Genomic DNA, 19,295 nt, shown 5'->3' on the forward strand with positions numbered 1-19,295 from the left:
CTTGACGCCGTCGTGGCGACGCCTGAGCCTTCCTGTCGGTTCACGAGGAGCGCGAGACGACATGGAGAAACCAGCCACAAAGCGGCGCAAGGTTACGGAAGAAGAGCAGGTGCAATGCCTGCTTCGCGCCGAGGAAGCCGGTTCGATGCGGCTGCTAGATGTCATGCTGAAGGAGTATGTCGGCCTTGCGGGGTCATCCCTCGAAACGAGTCGCGCGCTCCACGCCCGCCTGAGAGAGGTGGCCGACGCCGGGTTGGCGATCGAGGCGAAATGGGGCGACGGCGCGATGCTGCAGTTGAATGACCCCATCCTGCAGGACTTGCGTTCGGCAGGACTGATCAAACCGCATCGGGTTCGCAATGCCGAGGCCTATGCTGCCGCGCTGGCGTCAGTCAGCGTCGCCGCCGTTTAGCTCCCCGAGCACTATCCGCGCCTCTCCAAGCGTCTTCGCCCATCTGACTCGGTTGTCCGGGCCGGTCACTCGGTAACCGTGGTGACGATCACCGGAGACGAACTCGACGATCTCGCCGTCTTCGCTGATCTCGACGGGGCGTTCCTCTGCATCGGAAATGAAATTATCCGGTTCTATGTCTGACATAGCTGCGTCTCCATGGACATTATGCCAAAGGCAGCGCGAATGCAGATGCTGAAAACGTTCCGCTGTCCACAATATACGTGCCAAGCGGCCACGGGACTTCCAGGATTCTTCCGCTACAGTCAAGAATTCGGCCGAACTGCCGAAGGATTCCTTGCCGCATCCCGCCCAAGGCTGCGGCGAAGGGGCGTGAGGGAAATCGAACACCGGGGACGGCAATGACCGTAGCGGATGACATCACCGCCAATGCGAAGGCGACCTACGGCACGAAATGGGAGGTCCGTGACGGGACCGTGGTGCCGGAAGCCAGTGACCTGAAGCTCTCCAACGACGCGGTCCATTTCGAAAAGGCGACAGTTCTGTACGCCGACCTGGATGGGTCGACCTCCCTTGTCGAAAAGAAAAAGTGGGAGTTCTCCGGAGAGGTCTACAAGACCTTCCTCTATGCCGCGTCGCGGTTGATCCGGAAGCACGGCGGATCGATCGTCTCCTACGACGGCGACCGGGTCATGGGTATCTTCATCTCGAATTCACAGCGCAACGAGGCCGTATCGTGCGCCCTGGAGATAAACTACGCGGTCAAGAACCTCGTTCAGCCGGAACTCGGGAGGAACTGGAAGACCGACTTCAAGATCCGACACATCGTCGGTATCGACACCTCGCCCATCCGGGCAGCACGAACGGGCGTCCGAGGCGACAACGACTTGGTGTGGATCGGGAACGCGGCGAATCTGGCGGCGAAGCTGACTGCCCTGAATGCGGAATATCCCATCTGGATCACCAAGCGCGTCCATGACGGTCTCAACGACGCGCAGAAGCTCGGGCCGGCTGGCGAGAGCATCTGGCGAAAGTGGAAATGGAGTCAGCACAACGACGATGAAGTCTGGTCGTCGACCTACTGGAGAAAGTTCTCATGAGCGGGATGATAGACAGGTTCCTCGGAGAGTACGGACGGTCAAACCGCGTCGAAGCGATGCTGGGCCAAGCGATCGTCGGCGGGAACGCCAACCTTGCCATGGAACTCGCCGAGCGGGCGGAGCTGCTTGCCGTCGGGGAGAACAGGACCCTTATCGAACAGCACGGCGACGACGATGACCTGTATCTGATCCTGGCTGGTTCGTTCTCGATCGTGGTCAACGGCCGGCGCGTGGCTGGTCGCGGCCGCGGCGAGCATGTAGGCGAGATGGCAATGATCGAGCCAACGCAGCGACGATCCGCGACCGTTGTTGCTGAAGAAGAGGCCGTCGTTGCCAAGGTGTCTTCTGGCGACTTCGCTGATTTGGGCTCGCAATACCCGGAGATGTACCGTCACATAGCGAAGACGCTGGCTCGTCGTCTGCGCGAGCGGAACAAGTTCGTCGGCCGTTACCGAGAGAAGATAAGGGTTTTTATCATCTCCTCCGTTGAGGCCCTTCCGGTTGCCCGGATCGTGCAGAACTCGTTCGAGCATGACCCCATCCTGTCAGTCCTGTGGACGGACGGCGTGTTCAGGGTGACGAGCTACGCGTTGGACGCCCTGGAAGCGGCCGTTGAGGATTCCGACTTCGCGATCGCGGTCGCGCACGGCGACGACGTCACGCAGTTCAGGGGTCAGGACTGGCCGGTTCCCAGGGACAATGTCGTGTTCGAGCTCGGCATGTTCATGGGCAGGCTGGGCAGGCAGCGTGCGATCCTGATGGAGCCGAGGGAGGACAAGGTCAGGCTGCCGAGCGATCTGAGTGGTATCACCACGATTCTCTATCGATACGAGAAGGGAAAGGATGCCAACGCGCTCATGGCGCCAGCATGCGACAGGCTTAGAAACCATATGCTCGATCTCGGACCATTCAACGGGTGACGTGCCGATCTCCAGAACAGGTTCGACTGAAACCCAGCGGTACGTTGGCGACGCTAAAGTGTCAGGCGACAGCCAATCTCGACGGAGCATCGTTCACGTTGTCGGCGCCGGACTCTGACGTGTTGCGGAAGCCGGGGAGGCCACCGGAATGGCCCACTCTCCATGCTCGGGATCTATGACTCCAGGCAGGGTGAAGTGGCGATGTATGCGTTGGAAATCCCCTACATCCAGGCTGACTATGACGGCATCGTGGCGTATTGCGCTGGCCGCTATCGCCAGATCCTGCCCCAGCTTGGGACACTTCGCTCCCGGATCCGGCACCCAGAAGGAGCGAAGGGCAGGCACCATCGTCATCGCGGCATAGAGCCTTGCCGTCTCGGCGTCCATGGGCAGGAAGATGATGTCGGAATGCAGTAGTTCCTCGAACCATCGCCGCAGTTCTTCAGCCTTGTTTGGCTTCCGTCCGTCGACGTTCGCGATGCCGCGCTGGATCTCGATGACGGCGCTGAAGGACATCGCCAGGGAACCCTCGGGCGCGCTTTCGATCCAGGTGACGACGCGCGGGTTCGGGCTGCTGCGGGACAGCTCGCTGAGCACGTTGGTGTCGAGAAGAAACATCGCGGCCCGCTTCCCCCCACGGCCATGACCGGGCCGCAATGGTATGGCTAGGGGACCGGCAATTCGTTAACGCTGTGCAGCTGGATGGGAGTGGGCCGTGTCGACGGAGCCTGTAGCCAAGGTATGGTCCAAGGAAGAGGCCAGAACTCGTTTCGACGAACTCCTGGCGGCGGCGGAGAAACATCCGCAGCACATAGAAGCACAAGGGCGGCGCTTCGTTCTTTCGGAACTGACCGCGCAGCGCCAGAACGCGAAGGAGCTTCTGCGCCGGGGCGGACCACTGGAGGAAGGCGATTCGCTGGGGTGAACGGGGAGGTATCCCTGCCGTACCCGAACCGACCATCGTTTTCTGGTACCAGCGGACGGAATCCAAGCGACGGCTGACAGAGCTTGCCTTGGTTCCGCTTAGTGCGCTTCCTCTTCGTCGAACACGTGCCCCCTGAAACGGCCCAGCCTCAACGGTCCGGGAGAGCCTTCATAGAGCGGGAGCCTAAGAGCCGCGGCAAAGTCGAATTGTACGTCGGTAAGCGCGCTGAAGATGGCCAATCCGACCGCCCGGGCCATGACGGGGGGCAGCGCGTTCGCGATCTGCCGCTTCCGGTGCCCCATCGCTCCATGGAATTTCCAGGTATCCGGGAAGCCTTGGAGTCTCGCGCCCATCTTCAGGGTCATCGGAACCTTGCCACTGTGTCCCGGCCCCGGTGCCTCTTCCGCCAGGCGGGTAGTGTCGATGCCGAGTTCGTCCCATGCAGGCAGTTGCAGCTTGCTCGTGAACGCGTATCCGCCGGAGTCGTAGGCGCCTACGACCGTGGGGCCGACTTCGTTCGCGGTTTCGTCTGCCCAGCGCCGTGCACCCTCCCAGCCGTTGGCGGCCACGAGGTCGTAGAGCACCTCGCCGACCGTGGCCGGGCGGTCGACAATCGCCGGTGGCATGCGAAAGCGGCTCATCAGACCGTCGCGGAACCCGACGAACGCTACACGAGGCCGACCCTGCGCCAGTCCGAAGTCGGTTCCACGGAGATTAAAGACTTTGCTGTCATATCCAAGGCTCGCGAAACGGTCGTGGAGCTCCGCGCGGTAGCCAGCGTTCGCCTCGAAGGTGAAACCCTTCACGTTCTCGAAGAAGAACGCGCGTGGTCTTGTCTCCTCGACGATCCTGACTGCTTCGAGGAAGAGGTCGCGTTCGTCGTGTCGTCCCTTCTGCTTTCCGATGCTGGAGTGGCCCTGACACGGTACGCCCCCGGCGACGAGATCGACCTTACCGCGGTACCCGCTGAAATCCACCTCCCGGATGTCGGCCTGATGCGTGATCCCGAGCGGATAGTTGGAATCCAACGCACGTACCGCGTTGCGATCGCGTTCGTAGATGCCGAGGGCATCGAAGCCCGCGGCGTGAAGGCCCAGCGCCTCGCCCCCAGCTCCCGCGCAGATTTCCAGCGACCGCAGGCGGAAGGGAGGCTTGGTCTTCAAAGGGACCGCTGGTACGGCATGCCCCGCAGTCTTCGGCCTTTTCGCCGGAACGTCCACTTCCTCGAACAGCCAGACGATGCTCTCGACAAGGGACAGGTCCAGATAGTCGTGATCGGTGTCGAGCGGCCGGTCAAACTGATCGTCCCAGGCTTGGAAACGGCCCTCGGCCAAGCAATTGAGGGAATCGTAGGCACGAGCCAGCCTCACGGAGTCTTCAGGGATCCCGTGATAGTCGTACAGCCAGGGGTCCGGCAGCCCGCTTACGTCGAAAGTCGCGGCGAAGCGATCGCGGCAGAGTCCGGCGGACGCCTGCAGACGAGCCCCTGTGTCCGCCAGCCATTCATCGACAGTCTGCGGGGAATCCTGCGTCTGCTCGCCATTGTAGAAATGGACGAGTTCCCACGCGAAGGGGAGGAACTCTTCCTTGAACGCATCGAGTCGCGAGACCGCGAGGCGCTCGGACGCGGCCAGCAACGCCTTTCGACGCCTCCGCTCTCGCTGCTGCTCCGGGTCCGCCGCGCGGGCAGCGAACCTCTTTCTGATCGCGGCGATGTCGCGCGTATGGACACTGGCCCCTGATGCGATTCTGTCGAGCGCTTCAGCGCGGACGCTGTCATCTGCGGAAACGAGCGACTTGATGACAGCGAAGGGGACGCGCAGCCTGACCAGGTCGTTGACCCTGTCGCCGAGTGCTTCTGTGAATCGGAAGTAGGTTCCGACGTCGGAGCGGTTCATGGCGCACTCCGACACAAGGAAGCGCCGGAGCCTGGTATCGGGCACGTGCTCGCGCACCTGGTCGATCTCGGCAGCAATCTCCGTGATCGCGTCGGTCACCTTCTTCTGCAATGCCTTGATGCGCTTGGACATCAAGCCCAGGCGTGAGCTGACGATGTCCGCGTTCGGCAGGACCGAGGCTGACATCAACTCAGTTGCAGTGTCGGAAACTGTTTCGTCGAAAGTCATGGAAGTCCCCCAAGCGTTGCCCGGCGAGTCCTCGCAGACAGATCCTGCGTATCGCTGAAATCTTAGGCTAAAATGCCGGCTATTGTTCGCGCCGAATTAGGGAGACAAACGGCCGCTTTTGGTCCTGCCTCGCGAAGCCGGCAGATATACTGGGATTCCGGCCCAAGGGCTCCCCGAGGATACGTACGCGAGCTGGTTGCGGCGTTCGACAGGAAGGGTAAACGAACAACTGCTGGTTTCCCGACCAGCCCCTATGGGTTAGGGGCCTGGGTCTCCCGCCGAACTGTCTACTGCTCCTCGGCAGGCACTGCGACGACGTCGTCGATGCCGGGATCGTATGCGTAGATGCCGCCGTACGTTCCGTAGTCCTCCGGAAGGGAGGGGGCTCCTTCCGAATGGTCGTCACAGGCAACAAAAATGTAGGAACGGCCGCGCTTCTGTCCTGGACGACCACAGGTCTCACAGGTGCGCGCCGATCGGCTCTCGGCGACGTATCCACGCACCTCAATACGGTCCACGATGTCTTGGCTTGCGTTCCGCGGCCAGGCCTCGATGTTGAGCGTCCCGTACTTCTCGAAGACGCCTTTGAGGCCGAGGTCGCTGTCCTCGGGAAGGATTGCTTCGACTTCGGCGAAGTACCTCTCCAGGATGCCCTCCCATCCCGTTCCGCATTCGAAGCGGAGCCCGGCAGGTATCAGGCGGGGATACCTCTCCTTCAGCGTGTCAAAGCCCATGTCGCATTCCTCCCAGTTGCGATGGAATGGTTCAGGCCGACGCGGCGCACCGTGACGCGGGCGTGTCGCCGGACTGCTTGGATGAAATACGTGTCGCCTTCCTCGGGCAGTGCCAGGCACGTCAGGATTCCGGTCGCATAGGCCCCCGTGTCGATTCCTATCCGGAATTCCCGGACCTCCGGCTGTTCGCACGGCGTGTGACCGTGAACGACGATATGCGAGATCGCCCCCTCGTAGTCCAGGAAACCCTGACGGATCATCATCAGGTCGCGCGGATCCTGATCATGAAGAGGGCGGCGAGGATCGACGCCCGCATGGGCATAGGCAACGTCCTTGTCGACAATAATCGACGCGGAAGTCATGAGCGCATCCAGGTGCACAGGGAATTCGTTTCGGAACCTGCTGGCTGCTTCCGAAAGGTCATGCGCTCCCGCTAGCCCGTAGGAACGCAGGGTGGCGTCGCCTCCCGTCCGGAACAGCCATCGTGCGAAGCGCCCGGCGTCGCCCCCACGGCCGGTCATGAACTGCAGGAACCAGTGGTCGTGGTTGCCGCGGATCAGCCGCGACCGAGGCCATCGCGCGAGGGCATGGCATACGAGGTCCATGGCCTCGCGGCTGTCCGGGCCGCGGTCGACCACGTCGCCGAGGAAGACTACGCAGGGCAGGGCAGTGCCACTGTCGTCCGAGATTGCCTGCAACAGTGGGTCGAGAAGGTCTGCCCTGCCGTGAATGTCGCCCACGGCGTAGGTGCTCTGATCGGAATGGCTGATCCTGTCTCTCCAAGTCGCATGCGGTCGTGTCGGCGAAACCTATCCGCCGCTCATTGCCTTAAGATTAATCGGCTGACGCTGACTACATCGAAGGCAAGCGGGGTTCGAAGACATCGTCCTGCGTCACTTCCCTGCCTTCGAGATACCATGCCTCACGGCCGTCCGCCTCCTCTATGGCGGGTCCGTCCTCGCGGTGACGCTGCCCGTTGCGGTACCATTCCTTGGTGCCGTCCGGCCACTCGATGGCGGGGCCGTCGTCGCGATGAAATTTGTCGTCGCTGTACCAGAGCCTGGTCCCGTCCACTCGCTCGACGGCAGGCCCGTCGTCGCGGTGACGCAGGCCGGCGCGGTACCAATGTCCGGCTCCGTGTGCGTACTCGACGGCAGGCCCGTCGTCGCGGTGAAGCAGGCCGTCGCGATACCACTCTTTGGTCCCATCCGGGTAGGTAACGATATTGGCCTTGTTGACGATCTTCTGTGTGTACGACATTGGAGCTCTCCCGCTTGAAACTGCAATCCATGCGGGCGTGAACGCATGCATGGGACAAACGGGGCGGAACATCAGGAAGGGAGCCGCGCATCGCCGATCTCCGAAGCCCCCCGGCATCCTGGCCAGGTTTAGCCGGAGACTTGGCCGGGGGACGTTGACGGAGCCGGCCCCTCCGTTCCCGAGCCTTCCGTTGCCGCCCGATCCCCAGCACCACGCGTTTCCGTTGCTCATCCCATCGCAGGAGTGACCTCGCCCGCCGCGAGCGCTGCGAAGACCACCGTGCCTTTGGCTTCGAAGGTGAACGTGCGCTCGGTGAGGTTGCCAGACGGATATATTCAGCGCCGATCGTGACTGCGAAGCTGTCCGCCGCGTCCGGCGTGCCGGACATCTGTCCGGTTGCAGGATCAAAGGAAAGCCAGGTCGGGAAGTCGCCCACAAGGGTGTTGGCCACGCTGCCGCTATCGTCTGTGGCGAGGCTCTTTGCGGTCTGCCAGCGGGATTCCTCAGAGCGGTCTATGCGACGAGTCGATTATAGCTGTAACACCCCGAAGGGAAGCGCTTGACGCCACGTCAATTGTTCACTATTCGTTCGCCGCCATGAACATTGCCGAGCTCCTCATACGCTGAACCGTTTCCGCCGCCTGCAACTGCGCGGGCAGGTGTCAACGCGTTCGCGGGAGCAGGCAGTGACCACCCTCGTACATCAACCAACAGATATCCTTGCAGTTGCCCGCGCCCACGCGCAGTCCAACTCGTTCAGTCCGCGAGGCACCGTCCGCTGCCGGGGTCCTGCGATGTTCCGGACGCAGGCCGCTCGAGACGTTGCATGCCTCCTCGACGTCGACGACGAGGTGGATGCCTGGTCTTGCCTTCCGGCTTCGCTCGGGCGTGGTGACAAGGCGCATGTGCCGGATTTCCTTGTCCGGCGCGGTGACCGCCACACGCTAATCGATGTGGGTCAAGGACCGGAGCGCCCTTGGCTCGCGACTGAAGCCGAGGCTCATGGCTGCGACTATGAAACATGGCCTATCCCACGCGTCCAGGACGGATTTCGCCTCGCGAACGCGAGGGATCTTCTCCGATACGCGAACTGGCGATGCCCTCTGGGTGACCGCATCCGGCTCTTGGCTGGCCTCGAGGAAGCTGGATCGCTGACGGTTGTCGAATGTATGGCCGCGTTCCGGGAGGCGACAGCCATAGCCGGACTGGCCTCGCTCGTTTTGAACCGCTTCATCTCCGTTGACCTCGATGCAGGCCTCATCGGGCCGGGGACGACGATCCGTCTCCACCCACGCTAACAGGCGTCGGCCTCCTGCCATCACATCCTGGAATCCAACAATGACCAAGAAAGCCTACTTCAAGAGGGCGGATGCCGCCGCAGCGAGGATCAATCGCTGGAAGGACCTGCGCCGTGACCTCCCGAGGTTCATCGCCTATGCGCAGCTTAGACGGGCCTGCCGTTCAGTGCCGCAGGTGGTGGCCGACATGCCCGTGGTCGCCGGTTTCGTCATCCGCGAGCAAGGTGACCTTGAACTCTATGACAAGGCAGCGCGCCGGCTCGCTCATGGCTTTACGAACATCTACGGCCGCGAGCGGGAGGCTGTGGTCACCACCGTGTCTTCCACCAAGGAGAAAAAGACCGCCGCTGGATCGCTCGACGACGCGATCGGGAAGGAACGCTCCTTTGTGCTGGTGCCAGACCGCGATTTGTTCCCCTTGGGTTTCGAACCCATCGCGGACCTCGTAGCCGAGATCGGGCTTCCGGATGCCCGAACCGTGTCGTCGGCTGCTCGTGCATGCCTCGACCTGCGTCTCTCGGATGCGGAAGCTCAGGCCATGTCGGGCAGGCCACTTCGCCATCTTGCGACGGCGCTCCGGAAAGGACGGACTGTCTCCAAGGCATTGGACGTGCTCGCTCGGCTGCAGGAGATGGAGAGCCAGTTCGGCGCACCCCTCGACCCCGGCCCTACGCTCGATGATCTTCCAGGAATGGGAGAAGCTGCGGAGTGGGGCAGGCGCCTCGCCATCGACCTCTCGGATTGGGGGGCGGGAAAGATTCCGTGGGCGGACGTCGACCGAGGCATTTTGATTTCGGGGCCGCCGGGATGCGGGAAAACAACTTTCGCGACAGCGTTGGCCAGGACTTGCAAGGTCCCGATCGTGCTTGGGTCTCTTGCCCGCTGGCAGGCTCAAGGCCACTTGGGAGATTGCTTGAGGGCCATGAGAAACGCCTTCGCCGAGGCAACGAAGACATCGCCATCTATCCTGTTTGTGGACGAAGTGGACTCCTTCGGCGACCGGGAACAGCTCGAAAGCACCAGCAGGAACGCCCAATATTGCCGGGAGGTGATCAATGCCTTCCTTGAGTGTCTGGACGGTGCCCAAGCGCGCGCCGGCGTTGTCGTCGTCGGCGCCACGAATTTCCCGAATGCCATCGATCAGGGAATCCGACGTCCGGGCAGGCTTGATCGCCACTTCGAGATTTCGCTTCCGGACGCCGAGGCCCGCGGTGCGATCCTTCGGCTGCATCTCGGCGTCGACATTGACCGGGAGGTGCTGGAACTCGCCGCGGCACGCACTGAGGGGTGGTCCGGTGCGCGGCTCGAGCAGCTTGCCCGCGACGCGCGCCGGAGAGCACGCGCGGGTCGCAGACAGGTGACAGCCTCGGACCTTGCTGACTCATTGCCCCGGCGGATCCGCGTTCCTGATGAAGTGAAGCAAGTTGCTGCTGTGCACGAGGCCGGTCATGCCGTAGCCGGAATCGCGCTGGGGCGTGATCTCGTAAGCGTCGAGATCGCCGAGACGGTCGAGGGGGAAGGAAGCTCCAGGATGGGCGGTGCAACGGCGTTCCGGCAGTTGGGTATGGAGATGCGCGACACCCAATGGTACCGCGACAGGATCGCCATCCTCCTTGCTGGCACGGCTGCGGAGGAGGTCGTGCTCGGACGACGGTCCAGCGGGGCGGGAGGGTTACCAGGTTCCGACCTGCATGATGCCACCGTTACCGCGTTGGCGCTCGAGGCGTCGTATGGTCTCGGACACGGTTACGCCTACTTGGCGAGGTCCGACGACGAGTCGCTGCTACAGGCCATGCGGTTCAACATCGGCCTTCAGAGCAGGGTCGAGGCCATGCTTCGCGAGGAGATGGACCGGATCCGGTCCATCATCCGCCAGCGGGAGCGGGACATCCGTCTCGTGGCTGACATGCTGATTTCGCGATCCGGAGCCACGGGCGACGAGGTAAGGGCATGTCTTTCTCGTCCGCCGATCTCGTCCTCCGCCGCATAAGGGTCCCGTGGCGTGGTTTGCGACACCCTGAAGCATCATCCTTCCCACAAGGGAGGTGGGTTGATGAAGAAGAACTTTCGATACGTGATCGGGCATGTTGAGCGCCAAGATTGCCGCTGCATCGTTCACGACTACAGCCCGGGCAGGGAATCTAACTACAACCGCCCGGACGAGGGGTCGGTAGCGCTCACTTTCCAGTCCGCGGACCATTTCTATGCGCTCGAAGGATGCGTCTCCCTGGAAACGGCTTGGCGCGTCGCGGGATCAGCGCCCGCACCCGACCATCGACTGCATGCGGTCCGAGGAAAACTTCGGACGAGACGGGTCTACCTCGACAAGGAGCAGGCTGCGCTGCTGGGGGCCGACTGGCTTCCGAGCCTTTGGATTCAGGTCCAACACGCTCCTGCGGGCGCAGCCGTCGAGACCGGGAAAGCATACGCTCTGGAGGGCTTCGGGCAGATGCCTGCCCTCACGTTCGATCCCGAGACGGAGGAGAAGAACGACCCGCGACGTCCGGAGTACCTCAGCCAGCCGCTCGATCGGGTCGGCCGATACCTGGATCGCGGGATGCCTGTTCCTCACGGATTCCGCGAAATGATGTTGGCCGACCAGAATCCGGACCTGTTCATGGTGCGTAGACATCGCCAGGACACGGACCTCTCGCGCAATCCGGCCCATGCCTTCCGGATGAAGAGGGCGCGGGAGTTGGGGGAGGCGAGGGCGCTAGGGGAGAGCACGAGATATCCTTGGCGTGAATCCTCCGACATTCCCGATGTGAAAGATCGCCAGGATGGAGACAGGCCGATATTCGGCATCGGGGTTGTCTGACTGCTTGGGCGATTCTTGAATCAACCGTCGGACGGTCGTCACGCCGAAGAATTCAGGCCGCGAGATTGAGCGGTGGCAGCGCGACTCCCGACGGACGGCAGGGAAGCAGATACACCGTCACGCCAGCGGACAGTTATCCATGGTTCCGCAACACGTGACCCCGAGAGACCTTTCGCTCTTCCAGAATTCACGCTCCCGTTTGCGTCTCAGCCGCTCCTCGCAGAGCAAGCGGCACAGCACCTCTGTCTTCGTGCAGTCTCGGCGAAGGATTGGCTTTCCTTTGCTGACGCATCCCTTCGGACAGGGAAGGCGGCCGTTGAGCAGCCTGTTAGAATCCTTGTTCAGCTTCGGGAATCGTCCGGCGAACCACTTGGGCTCGCCTTCGAGCATCTGGAAGTAATCCTCTTCCAGACCGAGCTCCCTGGCCGCCTCCAACGCGCGGAGATGATGGGGGCCTGCCTCGCCGTGAGCGATGGCTTGGCGCGCCGGCCAGCGCCGGGTACGCGAGGCGACACGTTGCAGGCGCAGGAATTGTTCAAGCAGGCCCCACCACACGACAGCCTCGTCAACGGTGCGGATACCTAAGCCCGCCCTGTAGCCGATGCAGAAGGAGCCGTCCCACTCGATATGGCGCTCGGAACACCTGGCAGGGAAAGCCATCCCTACAACCGTCTCGGATACGGTCACCTTCCCCGAACGATCTGTGATGCGAAGGTCCGCGACAGTTCTGCCCACACCGTTCGCCACGGCGACCACTGCATGGCCCTCTATCGCCCTCGACGAATCCTTGGTCTGGTTGAACCAGTCAGGTGTCGTCCGGCGAAGAAGGTCGATCGGCTCAACCTCGGCCATGCAGATAGGGCGCTGCCGTAGCTGAAGCCTGACCGCTCGACACTACCGCCGGAGAACTCAGGTGCGTATCGACAGCGTCGAAATCCAGTCCTGTCGCGATCCCATGGGCATTGAACAGCCGCCTGATGGCTGCCGGAGCATGCTGGAGCGCCCGCGGCCCGAGTGCCGTTTCGAGACCGCCACAGTTTGACTGAAGCTCCTCCGACGCCGTCACTGCCTTGCTCACCGAGCAGCGGACGCTCCCGTCGCCACGGATTCCTATACGGCTGATCGGGGTCATGCCGAACTCGATTCCGATCGCGATACCTAGGCGCCCGACGTTCTCCAGGTTCTCCTGGCAGAGTTCGAAGCTCGACCTCATGCCGGCCGCGACGCGGACAGCTTCGCTCACCGTCTCGGACGAGTCCGTCTCCGTTCGCGTTCCCTCGGCCAGAAGCCCGTGGATGCAATCGCCGATGAACCTGACCTTCCGCCCGCCGAAATCGTGCTTCAGGGTGGCGGCCAGTTCGCCGCGGATCACATGGAGGTTCGTCACCATTTCGGAGACGCGCTGGCTTCCGATGCAATCCTGCACGTAGGCGGTGAACCCATCGATGTCGCCGAAGATCGACGCCAGTTCCATCCGGATGGAGTTCGATGGCCGGAGGTCAGCGAAGAGGATATCGCGCAAGGGCGGTTCATGCCTATGGAACGTGAACGATGCCGAGGTGCCGACGTTGCTGGCGAACCGCGAGACAGCGGCGTCGGAAGCCCGGGTCACCATCTCTTCGGGTGCTCGGTCGGCGAGGGTAACATAGCCCGGCAGCCCGGGGTCGAAGGATGCGACATGAATCCTGTTGGTGCGCTCGGCATCCAGCGCCCGGGTGGCGACATGCAGTTGGGGAATCCCCGCTTCGCGGCGGACCTTGTTGCTGGGGTAGATACCCTCGACAGCGCCTTCAGCGAGCTTGGCGGCATAGTTGGCGGGGTTGCCGAGGAAGAGCGGTTCCCGTTCGTCGCGACTGCCGCTGTTGACGGCGACAGCCAAGCCCGAATCGACGCCTATCCTGACTCGCGTCCTGAACTGGCCGTCGCCGGTGCGGCCGCCGACCTCTTCGATGGTGCGTCTGATCGCGTCCGCGAACTCGAGAGCGCGCCTGGCCCTGGCCCCTGCGTTCTGCTGTCCGGCCGGAGTGAGGATCACCGCATGCATCCGCGGGCCATGATAGTCGACCCGCTGAGCCTCGAACTCCTCGGCAATGCTATCGCAGGCGGCGTAGTGGAGGTGCAACATGCCGAGGACACGCCGGTGGCTGGCTTCGGTCTCGCGTTGCTGGTCCAGCATCGCAGCACCGAAATCCAGGAGCTGGACGTACACATGAGCGCCGTCGACCAGGATGGCCGCGTTCCGGCTCAGGTCGGAGATGATCTGCTCTCGCTGCCTGCCGGAGCGGACGCGCTCGTTGATGACCGCGCGACGGTTCACTAGGAACTCTTCGTCGAAGTTCCTTACTGAAACCTGGCTTGCCGGGACCGTCTGGAGGAACCGTTCGATTCGCCCTTGGCTGCGTGCCTGAGACCAAGACATCTGTTCTACCTCACACGTTGGCAATGCGTGCCGGGAAGACCATTCCGTCTTTGGCAGGTAGCATTCGTTGCGCTGGTTCAAATTGCTTCAGGAGCTCGTCGTCCGTCAGAAGATCGAAGAGTTCCTGGCTAACCCGGACACGTCCAAGGTCCTTGTTTTCGGAACAGGATCGCGCCTGTTCATAGCGGCTGGCGGAGTTCACCGCGTCGCCGATGATGGTAAAGGCGACACGGTCGCTTCCGCCGAAATCTCCGAATATGACAGATCCTGCGTGTAGGCCGATCCGAACGTCGCAGGGCAGTCCGGTTTTCTCGAAGTGTTCGCCCAGCTCTTTGGCGCATTCAAGCGCTGCACGTGCTGCGTTGCTTGCCGCTGAGGCGAGACGTGAATGATCGGGAGCCTTCCAGTAAGCCATCAGGCCGTCGCCCATGAACTTGTCGATCTGTCCGCCGTGCCGTCGGATCGCCTGAGCCTGGATGTCCATGATCTCGCGGATCGTTCGGCCAACCTCTTCCGGTGACTTGCCTTTGGCGAACTTGGAGAACCCCTTCACGTCGCTGAACCAAATCACCGCACCACATTCCTCGGTGTCGATATGGCGCTGGAAGTTGCCCTCCATGAATGCTGCAAGGGCGGCCTGCTGACCTTCTTCGGCAACGAACCTGCTGAAGATCATCTCGGCATTGACCCGGTCCTTCCTCAGAAGGACGCGCTGGGCGGTGGCTTCATCGAGCTTCGCGGAAAGGGAGCGGGCGCAAGCCTCGTACCACAACGCCCGTTCCAGATCGGTCATCTTGTCGAGGAGCGCTGCATCAACGCGCAACACTTGAGAGTCTTTGGCTGCACGGATCGTGGCTCCGCGCCGACGCTCCGGCTGTCCGTCGGCATCGGTGCGAAAGAAAGCCTGTTCCCCTACGATCTGCCCTGCGACGCGGTCGTCGCTCACCATCGAACCGGGCTCGGCTTCGATCCGGAAGCGTCCGCTCTGGATGATCCACACTTCGTTCGCTTCGTCGCCCTTGTTGCACAGCACGTCGCCGTCCCGGATCCGAACTAAGCGTTCAGGCGACTTCTTGAACACGGCTTCCAGTTCCCTCGGCCGGGAGGAAAACCGGGCAAGGAATGCCTCGATGCCTGATGCCAGTTTCCTGTCGTCGCCTTCCATGGTGTCCATCGGTTTATGTTTTGTTCCTTTTGCCATTTCCCGGGCTCAAATGAGCCCGGGATGTCTTCCCTTGTTTTCCTGCTGGAGGCTGCTGGGCCCTAAACGCCGACTACGATGCCGAAATCCCGTTCAGGAACACAACATTGGCTTTCAAGTACACAACTTTGGGTGTCCGCCCAGTAGGTTTAGTATCAGGAACAACCACTTGTACTTCCGCACGTGTCGCACTTCTCGCAGGTGCCGTTGCGCACCATGGTGAAGTTCTGGCACTCCGAGCACATGTTGCCGGTGTAGCCCTGCATGACCGCACGGGCGCGGCGTTCGTTGGCGAGCGCCTTGGCGTCGGCGGCTTCCTTCGCGGCCGTGTCGGTGAACAGGCTCTCGCTGATCTCGTTCGCCGCGTTGGCGGCTTCCTCGAAGGCGGCGGCCTCCTCCAGTTCGCGGGCGCGCTCCTCGTAGTCGCGGCGGAAGGCGGTGGCCTCCTCGCGCAGCTCCGAGACGGTGGGCTTGAGCGCGGTGACGGTGGCGGCCGCCGTCGAGATCGCCCGCACGTTGGAGCCGGAAAACGCCGTCGGCGCGGCGCGCGCCGGCTGGCCGCGATCGGACCCGGCCTGGCCCTTCGGATCGCCGCCGCCCGCCACCACCTTGAGCGGCGAGGCGCCACGCGTCAGCCCCTTGGAGAAGGGGCTCGACTTGCCCTCCGAGATGCCCTTGCCCAACGCCGTGTTGGAAAAGTCCGACATGTCGACATGGGCGAGGTCGTGGCGCGACAGGTAGGATACGGCCAGTTCGCGGAACACGTAGTCGAGGATCGACGTGGCGTTCTTGATCGCGTCGTTGCCGATGACCATGCCGGCCGGCTCGAACTTGGTGAAGGTGAAGGCCTCGACATATTCGTCGAGCGGCACGCCATATTGCAGGCCGAGCGAGATGGCGATGGCGAAATTGTTCATCATCGCCCGGAAGGCCGCGCCCTCCTTGTGCATGTCGATGAAGATTTCGCCGAGACGCCCGTCGTCGAACTCGCCGGTGCGCAGGTAGACCTTGTGGCCGCCCACGACCGCCTTCTGGGTGTAGCCCTTGCGGCGGTTGGGAAGCTTCTCGCGCTCGCGAACGACGCGCTCGACGATGCGCTCGACGATCTTCTCGGTGACGGTGACCGCGCGGGCGGCGGCCGGCATTGCCGCCAGTTCCTCCAGCCCCTCGTCCTCGTCGTCCTCTTCCGAGATCAGCGAGGCGTTGAGCGGCTGCGACAGCTTGGAGCCGTCGCGGTAGAGCGCATTGGCCTTCAGCGCCAGCTTCCAGGACAGGAGATAGGCCGACTTGCAGTCCTCGACGGTCGCCTCGTTGGGCATGTTGATGGTCTTGGAGATGGCGCCCGAGATGAAGGGCTGGGCCGCCGCCATCATGCGGATGTGGCTGTCGACCGACAGATAGCGCTTGCCGATCTTGCCGCAGGGATTGGCGCAGTCGAACACGGCCAGGTGCGCGGCCTTGAGGAAGGGCGCGCCCTCGAGCGTCATGGCGCCGCAGATGTGGACGTTGGCGGCCTCGATCTCCTTCTTCGAGAAGCCGAGCGCCGGCAGGATCTCGAACGACATGTCGTTGAGCTGCTCGTCGGTGAAGCCGAAGGTCTGCTTCAGCCAGTCGGCGCCGAGCGTCCACTGGTTGAAGACGAACTTGATGTCGAAGGCAGACTTCAGCGCCGCGTTGACCGCGGCGATCTTCTCGTCGGTGAAGCCCTTGGTCTTCAGCGTCGAGGGATTGACGCCCGGCGCCTGGTTCAGGTTGCCGTGGCCGACGGCATAGGCCTCGATCTCGGCGATCTGGCTCTCGGAATAGCCGAGCGTGCGCAGCGCCTCGGGCACGGCGCCGTTGATGATCTTGAAATAGCCGCCGCCGGCGAGCTTCTTGAACTTCACCAGCGCGAAGTCGGGCTCGATGCCGGTGGTGTCGCAGTCCATGACCAGGCCGATCGTGCCGGTGGGCGCGATGACGGTGGCCTGCGCGTTGCGGAAGCCGTGCTCCTCGCCGAGTTCGAGCACCCGGTCCCAGGCGGCGCGGGCGCGCTCGACGAGTTCGGCCTGCGGCACGTGGTCGGCGACCAGCGGCACCGGGCTGACGGCCAGCTGCTCGTAGCCGTCCTTCTCGCCATAGGCGGCGCGGCGGTGGTTGCGCATGACGCGCAGCATGTTGGTGGCGTTGCGGTCGTAGTCGCGGAAAGCGCCGAGCTGGCCGGCCATCTCGGCCGAGGTCGCGTAGGCCACGCCCGTCATCAGCGCGGTGAGTGCGGCGCAGATGCCGCGACCTTCGTCCGAATCATAGGGGATGCCGGAGGTCATCAGGAGGCCGCCGATGTTGGCATAGCCGAGGCCGAGCGTGCGGTACTCGTAGGACAGCCGCGCGATCTCCTTCGACGGGAACTGCGCCATCATGACCGAGATCTCGAGCACGACGGTCCACAGCCGCACGGTGTGCTCGTAGGCCGCGACGTCGATGGAACCATCACGATTGCGATAGGTCAGCAGGTTGATCGAGGCGAGGTTGCAGGCCGTGTCGTCGAGGAACATGTATTCCGAGCACGGGTTCGACGCCCGGATCGGGCCGGCGGCCGCGCAGGTGTGCCAGTCGTTCATCGTGGTGTTGAAGTGCAGGCCCGGATCGGCCGACGCCCAGGCGGCATAGCCGATCTTTTCCCACAGATCGCGGGCCTTGAGCGTCTTCATCACCCGGCCGTCCTTGCGGGCGGTCAGGTTCCAGGTGCCGTCGGTCTCCACCGCGCGCAGGAAGTCGTCCTTGAGCGAGACGGAGTTGTTGGAGTTCTGGCCCGAAACGGTGAGATAGGCTTCCGAATCCCAGTCGGTGTCGTAGGTCTTGAACTCGATCGAGGTGTAGCCCTGCCGCGCGAACTGGATGACGCGCTGGATGTAGTTTTCCGGGACGGAATTCTTCTTGGCGGCCTTGATCTCGCGCTTCAGCGCCGGGTTCTTGGCCGGGTCGAAGCAATCCTCGTTGTCGGCCTCGCAGTTGACGCAGGCCTTCATGACGGCGGCCATGTGCTGCTTGACGATCTTGGAGCCGGTGACGAGCGAGGCGACCTTCTGCTCCTCCTTCACCTTCCAGTCGATGTATTCCTCGATGTCGGGATGGTCGATGTCGACCACGACCATCTTGGCCGCGCGGCGCGTCGTGCCGCCGGACTTGATGGCGCCGGCCGCGCGGTCGCCGATCTTCAGGAAGGACATCAGGCCCGACGACTTGCCGCCGCCCGACAGCTTCTCCCCCTCGCCACGCAGGAAGGAGAAGTTGGAGCCAGTGCCGGAGCCGTACTTGAACAGGCGCGCCTCGCGAACCCACAGGTCCATGATGCCGCCCTCGTTGACGAGGTCGTCCTGGACGCCCTGGATGAAGCAGGCATGCGGCTGCGGATGCTCGTAGGCCGACTTCGACTTGGTCATCTTGCCGGTGAACGGGTCGACGTAATAATGGCCCTGGCCGGGACCGTCGATGCCGTAGGCCCAGTGCAGGCCGGTGTTGAACCACTGCGGCGAGTTCGGCGCGACGCGCTGGGTGGCCAGCATGTAGGCGAGTTCGTCGCGGAAGGCGCGGGCGTCGTCCTCGCCGTCGAAATAGCCGCCTTTCCAGCCCCAGTAGGCCCAGGTGCCGGCGAGACGGTCGAAGACCTGGCGCGCGTCGGTCTCGGAGCCGTAGCGTTCATTCTCGGGGAGGGCAGCGAGCGCCGCTTCGTCGGGCACGGAACGCCACAAGAACGAGGGAACGTCGTTCTCCTCGACCTTCTTGAGGCGGGCAGGCACGCCGGCCTTGCGGAAATACTTCTGCGCCAGGACGTCCGTCGCCACCTGGGAAAACTGCGCCGGCACATCGATGTCGGCCAGGCGGAAGACGACGGAGCCGTCCGGATTCCTGATTTCGCTCAGCGCCTTGCGAAACTCGATCTCCGCATAGGGGCTGGTGTTCTGGCTCTTGGTGAACCGACGTTCGATCCGCATGGTCTGTCCCTTTGACATCTATATATAGCGCCTTTCGACCGGGGATCCCATATCCCGGAAAAGGCGCGAGGTCCGCCGCTCCGGCAATCCTGAAGGACCGCCGGTTCT

16 protein-coding genes and 1 pseudogene are annotated in these 19,295 nt (G+C 63.0%); 6 read left to right on the forward strand and 11 right to left on the reverse strand.

What is annotated here, in order from left to right; genetic code table 11:
- Positions 1-61: 61 nt before the first annotated feature.
- A complete protein-coding gene (locus EJC49_RS15520) occupies positions 62-412 on the forward strand; it encodes a hypothetical protein (protein ID WP_126700847.1) in 351 nt (116 codons plus the stop codon).
- Here the strand turns inward: EJC49_RS15520 and EJC49_RS15525 are convergent.
- On the reverse strand, positions 389-598 hold the full coding sequence (locus tag EJC49_RS15525) for a hypothetical protein (RefSeq protein WP_126700848.1): 210 nt from the start codon (positions 596-598) through the stop codon (positions 389-391). The genes EJC49_RS15520 and EJC49_RS15525 overlap by 24 nt on opposite strands.
- A 215-nt stretch (positions 599-813) precedes the next feature.
- Here EJC49_RS15525 and EJC49_RS15530 point away from each other — a divergent pair, with 215 nt between their 5' ends.
- Together EJC49_RS15530 and EJC49_RS15535 are read left to right on the forward strand one after the other, a co-directional pair.
- The gene (locus EJC49_RS15530; RefSeq protein ID WP_126700849.1) at positions 814-1,512 is read left to right on the forward strand and encodes an adenylate/guanylate cyclase domain-containing protein; all 699 of its coding nucleotides are present in this window, start codon (positions 814-816) and stop codon (positions 1,510-1,512) included.
- Positions 1,509-2,432 carry a TIR domain-containing protein gene (locus EJC49_RS15535; protein ID WP_126700850.1) on the forward strand — a complete coding sequence of 308 codons (924 nt, stop codon included), beginning with the start codon at positions 1,509-1,511 and terminating at the stop codon, positions 2,430-2,432. Before EJC49_RS15530 ends, EJC49_RS15535 begins: the two co-directional genes overlap by 4 nt.
- Before the next feature lie 93 nt (positions 2,433-2,525).
- Here the strand turns inward: EJC49_RS15535 and EJC49_RS15540 are convergent, their stop codons facing one another.
- Complete coding sequence (locus EJC49_RS15540; RefSeq protein WP_126700851.1) at positions 2,526-3,050, reverse strand: PIN domain-containing protein; 525 nt, start codon at positions 3,048-3,050, stop codon at positions 2,526-2,528.
- A gap of 97 nt (positions 3,051-3,147) precedes the next feature.
- On the opposite strand from EJC49_RS15540, the gene EJC49_RS15545 reads away from it, so the two are divergent.
- Positions 3,148-3,357, forward strand: coding sequence for a hypothetical protein (locus EJC49_RS15545; RefSeq protein ID WP_126700852.1), 210 nt, complete (start codon positions 3,148-3,150; stop codon positions 3,355-3,357).
- A gap of 98 nt (positions 3,358-3,455) precedes the next feature.
- Here the strand turns inward: EJC49_RS15545 and EJC49_RS15550 are convergent, their stop codons facing one another.
- From EJC49_RS15550 to EJC49_RS26290, 5 genes and pseudogenes are all read right to left on the reverse strand, one after another.
- Positions 3,456-5,483, reverse strand: a complete 2,028-nt coding sequence (locus EJC49_RS15550) for a DNA cytosine methyltransferase (RefSeq protein WP_126700853.1) — start codon at positions 5,481-5,483, stop codon at positions 3,456-3,458.
- Positions 5,484-5,770: 287 nt separating this feature from the next.
- Entirely contained in the window at positions 5,771-6,217 is a 447-nt protein-coding gene (locus EJC49_RS15555) for a hypothetical protein (RefSeq protein WP_126700854.1), read from the reverse strand.
- A complete protein-coding gene (locus EJC49_RS15560) occupies positions 6,199-6,957 on the reverse strand; it encodes a metallophosphoesterase (protein ID WP_170314733.1) in 759 nt (252 codons plus the stop codon). Before EJC49_RS15560 ends, EJC49_RS15555 begins: the two co-directional genes overlap by 19 nt.
- 112 nt (positions 6,958-7,069) lie before the next feature.
- On the reverse strand, positions 7,070-7,477 hold the full coding sequence (locus tag EJC49_RS26110; protein WP_126700856.1) for a hypothetical protein: 408 nt from the start codon (positions 7,475-7,477) through the stop codon (positions 7,070-7,072).
- Between the two features lie 349 nt (positions 7,478-7,826).
- Positions 7,827-7,994, reverse strand: a pseudogene (locus tag EJC49_RS26290) (putative Ig domain-containing protein); the annotation flags it as partial.
- Between the two features lie 821 nt (positions 7,995-8,815).
- Here EJC49_RS26290 and EJC49_RS15575 point away from each other — a divergent pair.
- Positions 8,816-10,765: an AAA family ATPase gene (locus EJC49_RS15575; protein ID WP_170314735.1), complete on the forward strand. Its 1,950-nt coding sequence runs from the start codon at positions 8,816-8,818 to the stop codon at positions 10,763-10,765.
- Between the two features lie 63 nt (positions 10,766-10,828).
- On the forward strand, positions 10,829-11,593 hold the full coding sequence (locus tag EJC49_RS15580) for a hypothetical protein (RefSeq protein ID WP_126700858.1): 765 nt from the start codon (positions 10,829-10,831) through the stop codon (positions 11,591-11,593).
- Positions 11,594-11,710: 117 nt separating this feature from the next.
- Here EJC49_RS15580 and EJC49_RS15585 read toward each other — a convergent pair whose 3' ends face one another.
- The 4 genes from EJC49_RS15585 to EJC49_RS15600 all read right to left on the reverse strand — a co-directional run bounded on the left by EJC49_RS15585 (position 11,711) and on the right by EJC49_RS15600 (position 19,187).
- Positions 11,711-12,445: an E2 domain-associated cysteine-rich protein gene (locus tag EJC49_RS15585; protein WP_126700859.1), complete on the reverse strand. Its 735-nt coding sequence runs from the start codon at positions 12,443-12,445 to the stop codon at positions 11,711-11,713.
- On the reverse strand, positions 12,432-14,093 hold the full coding sequence (locus EJC49_RS15590) for a nucleotidyl cyclase domain-containing protein (protein ID WP_126700860.1): 1,662 nt from the start codon (positions 14,091-14,093) through the stop codon (positions 12,432-12,434). The genes EJC49_RS15585 and EJC49_RS15590 overlap by 14 nt, the downstream gene beginning before the upstream one ends.
- On the reverse strand, positions 14,023-15,213 hold the full coding sequence (locus EJC49_RS15595; RefSeq protein WP_126700861.1) for an adenylate/guanylate cyclase domain-containing protein: 1,191 nt from the start codon (positions 15,211-15,213) through the stop codon (positions 14,023-14,025). Before EJC49_RS15595 ends, EJC49_RS15590 begins: the two co-directional genes overlap by 71 nt.
- Positions 15,214-15,368: 155 nt before the next feature.
- Positions 15,369-19,187: a vitamin B12-dependent ribonucleotide reductase gene (locus tag EJC49_RS15600; RefSeq protein WP_126700862.1), complete on the reverse strand. Its 3,819-nt coding sequence runs from the start codon at positions 19,185-19,187 to the stop codon at positions 15,369-15,371.
- Between the last annotated feature and the right edge of the window lie 108 nt (positions 19,188-19,295).

It is taken from the genome of Aquibium carbonis, assembly GCF_003970795.1.
GTDB lineage: Bacteria > Pseudomonadota > Alphaproteobacteria > Rhizobiales > Rhizobiaceae > Aquibium > Aquibium carbonis.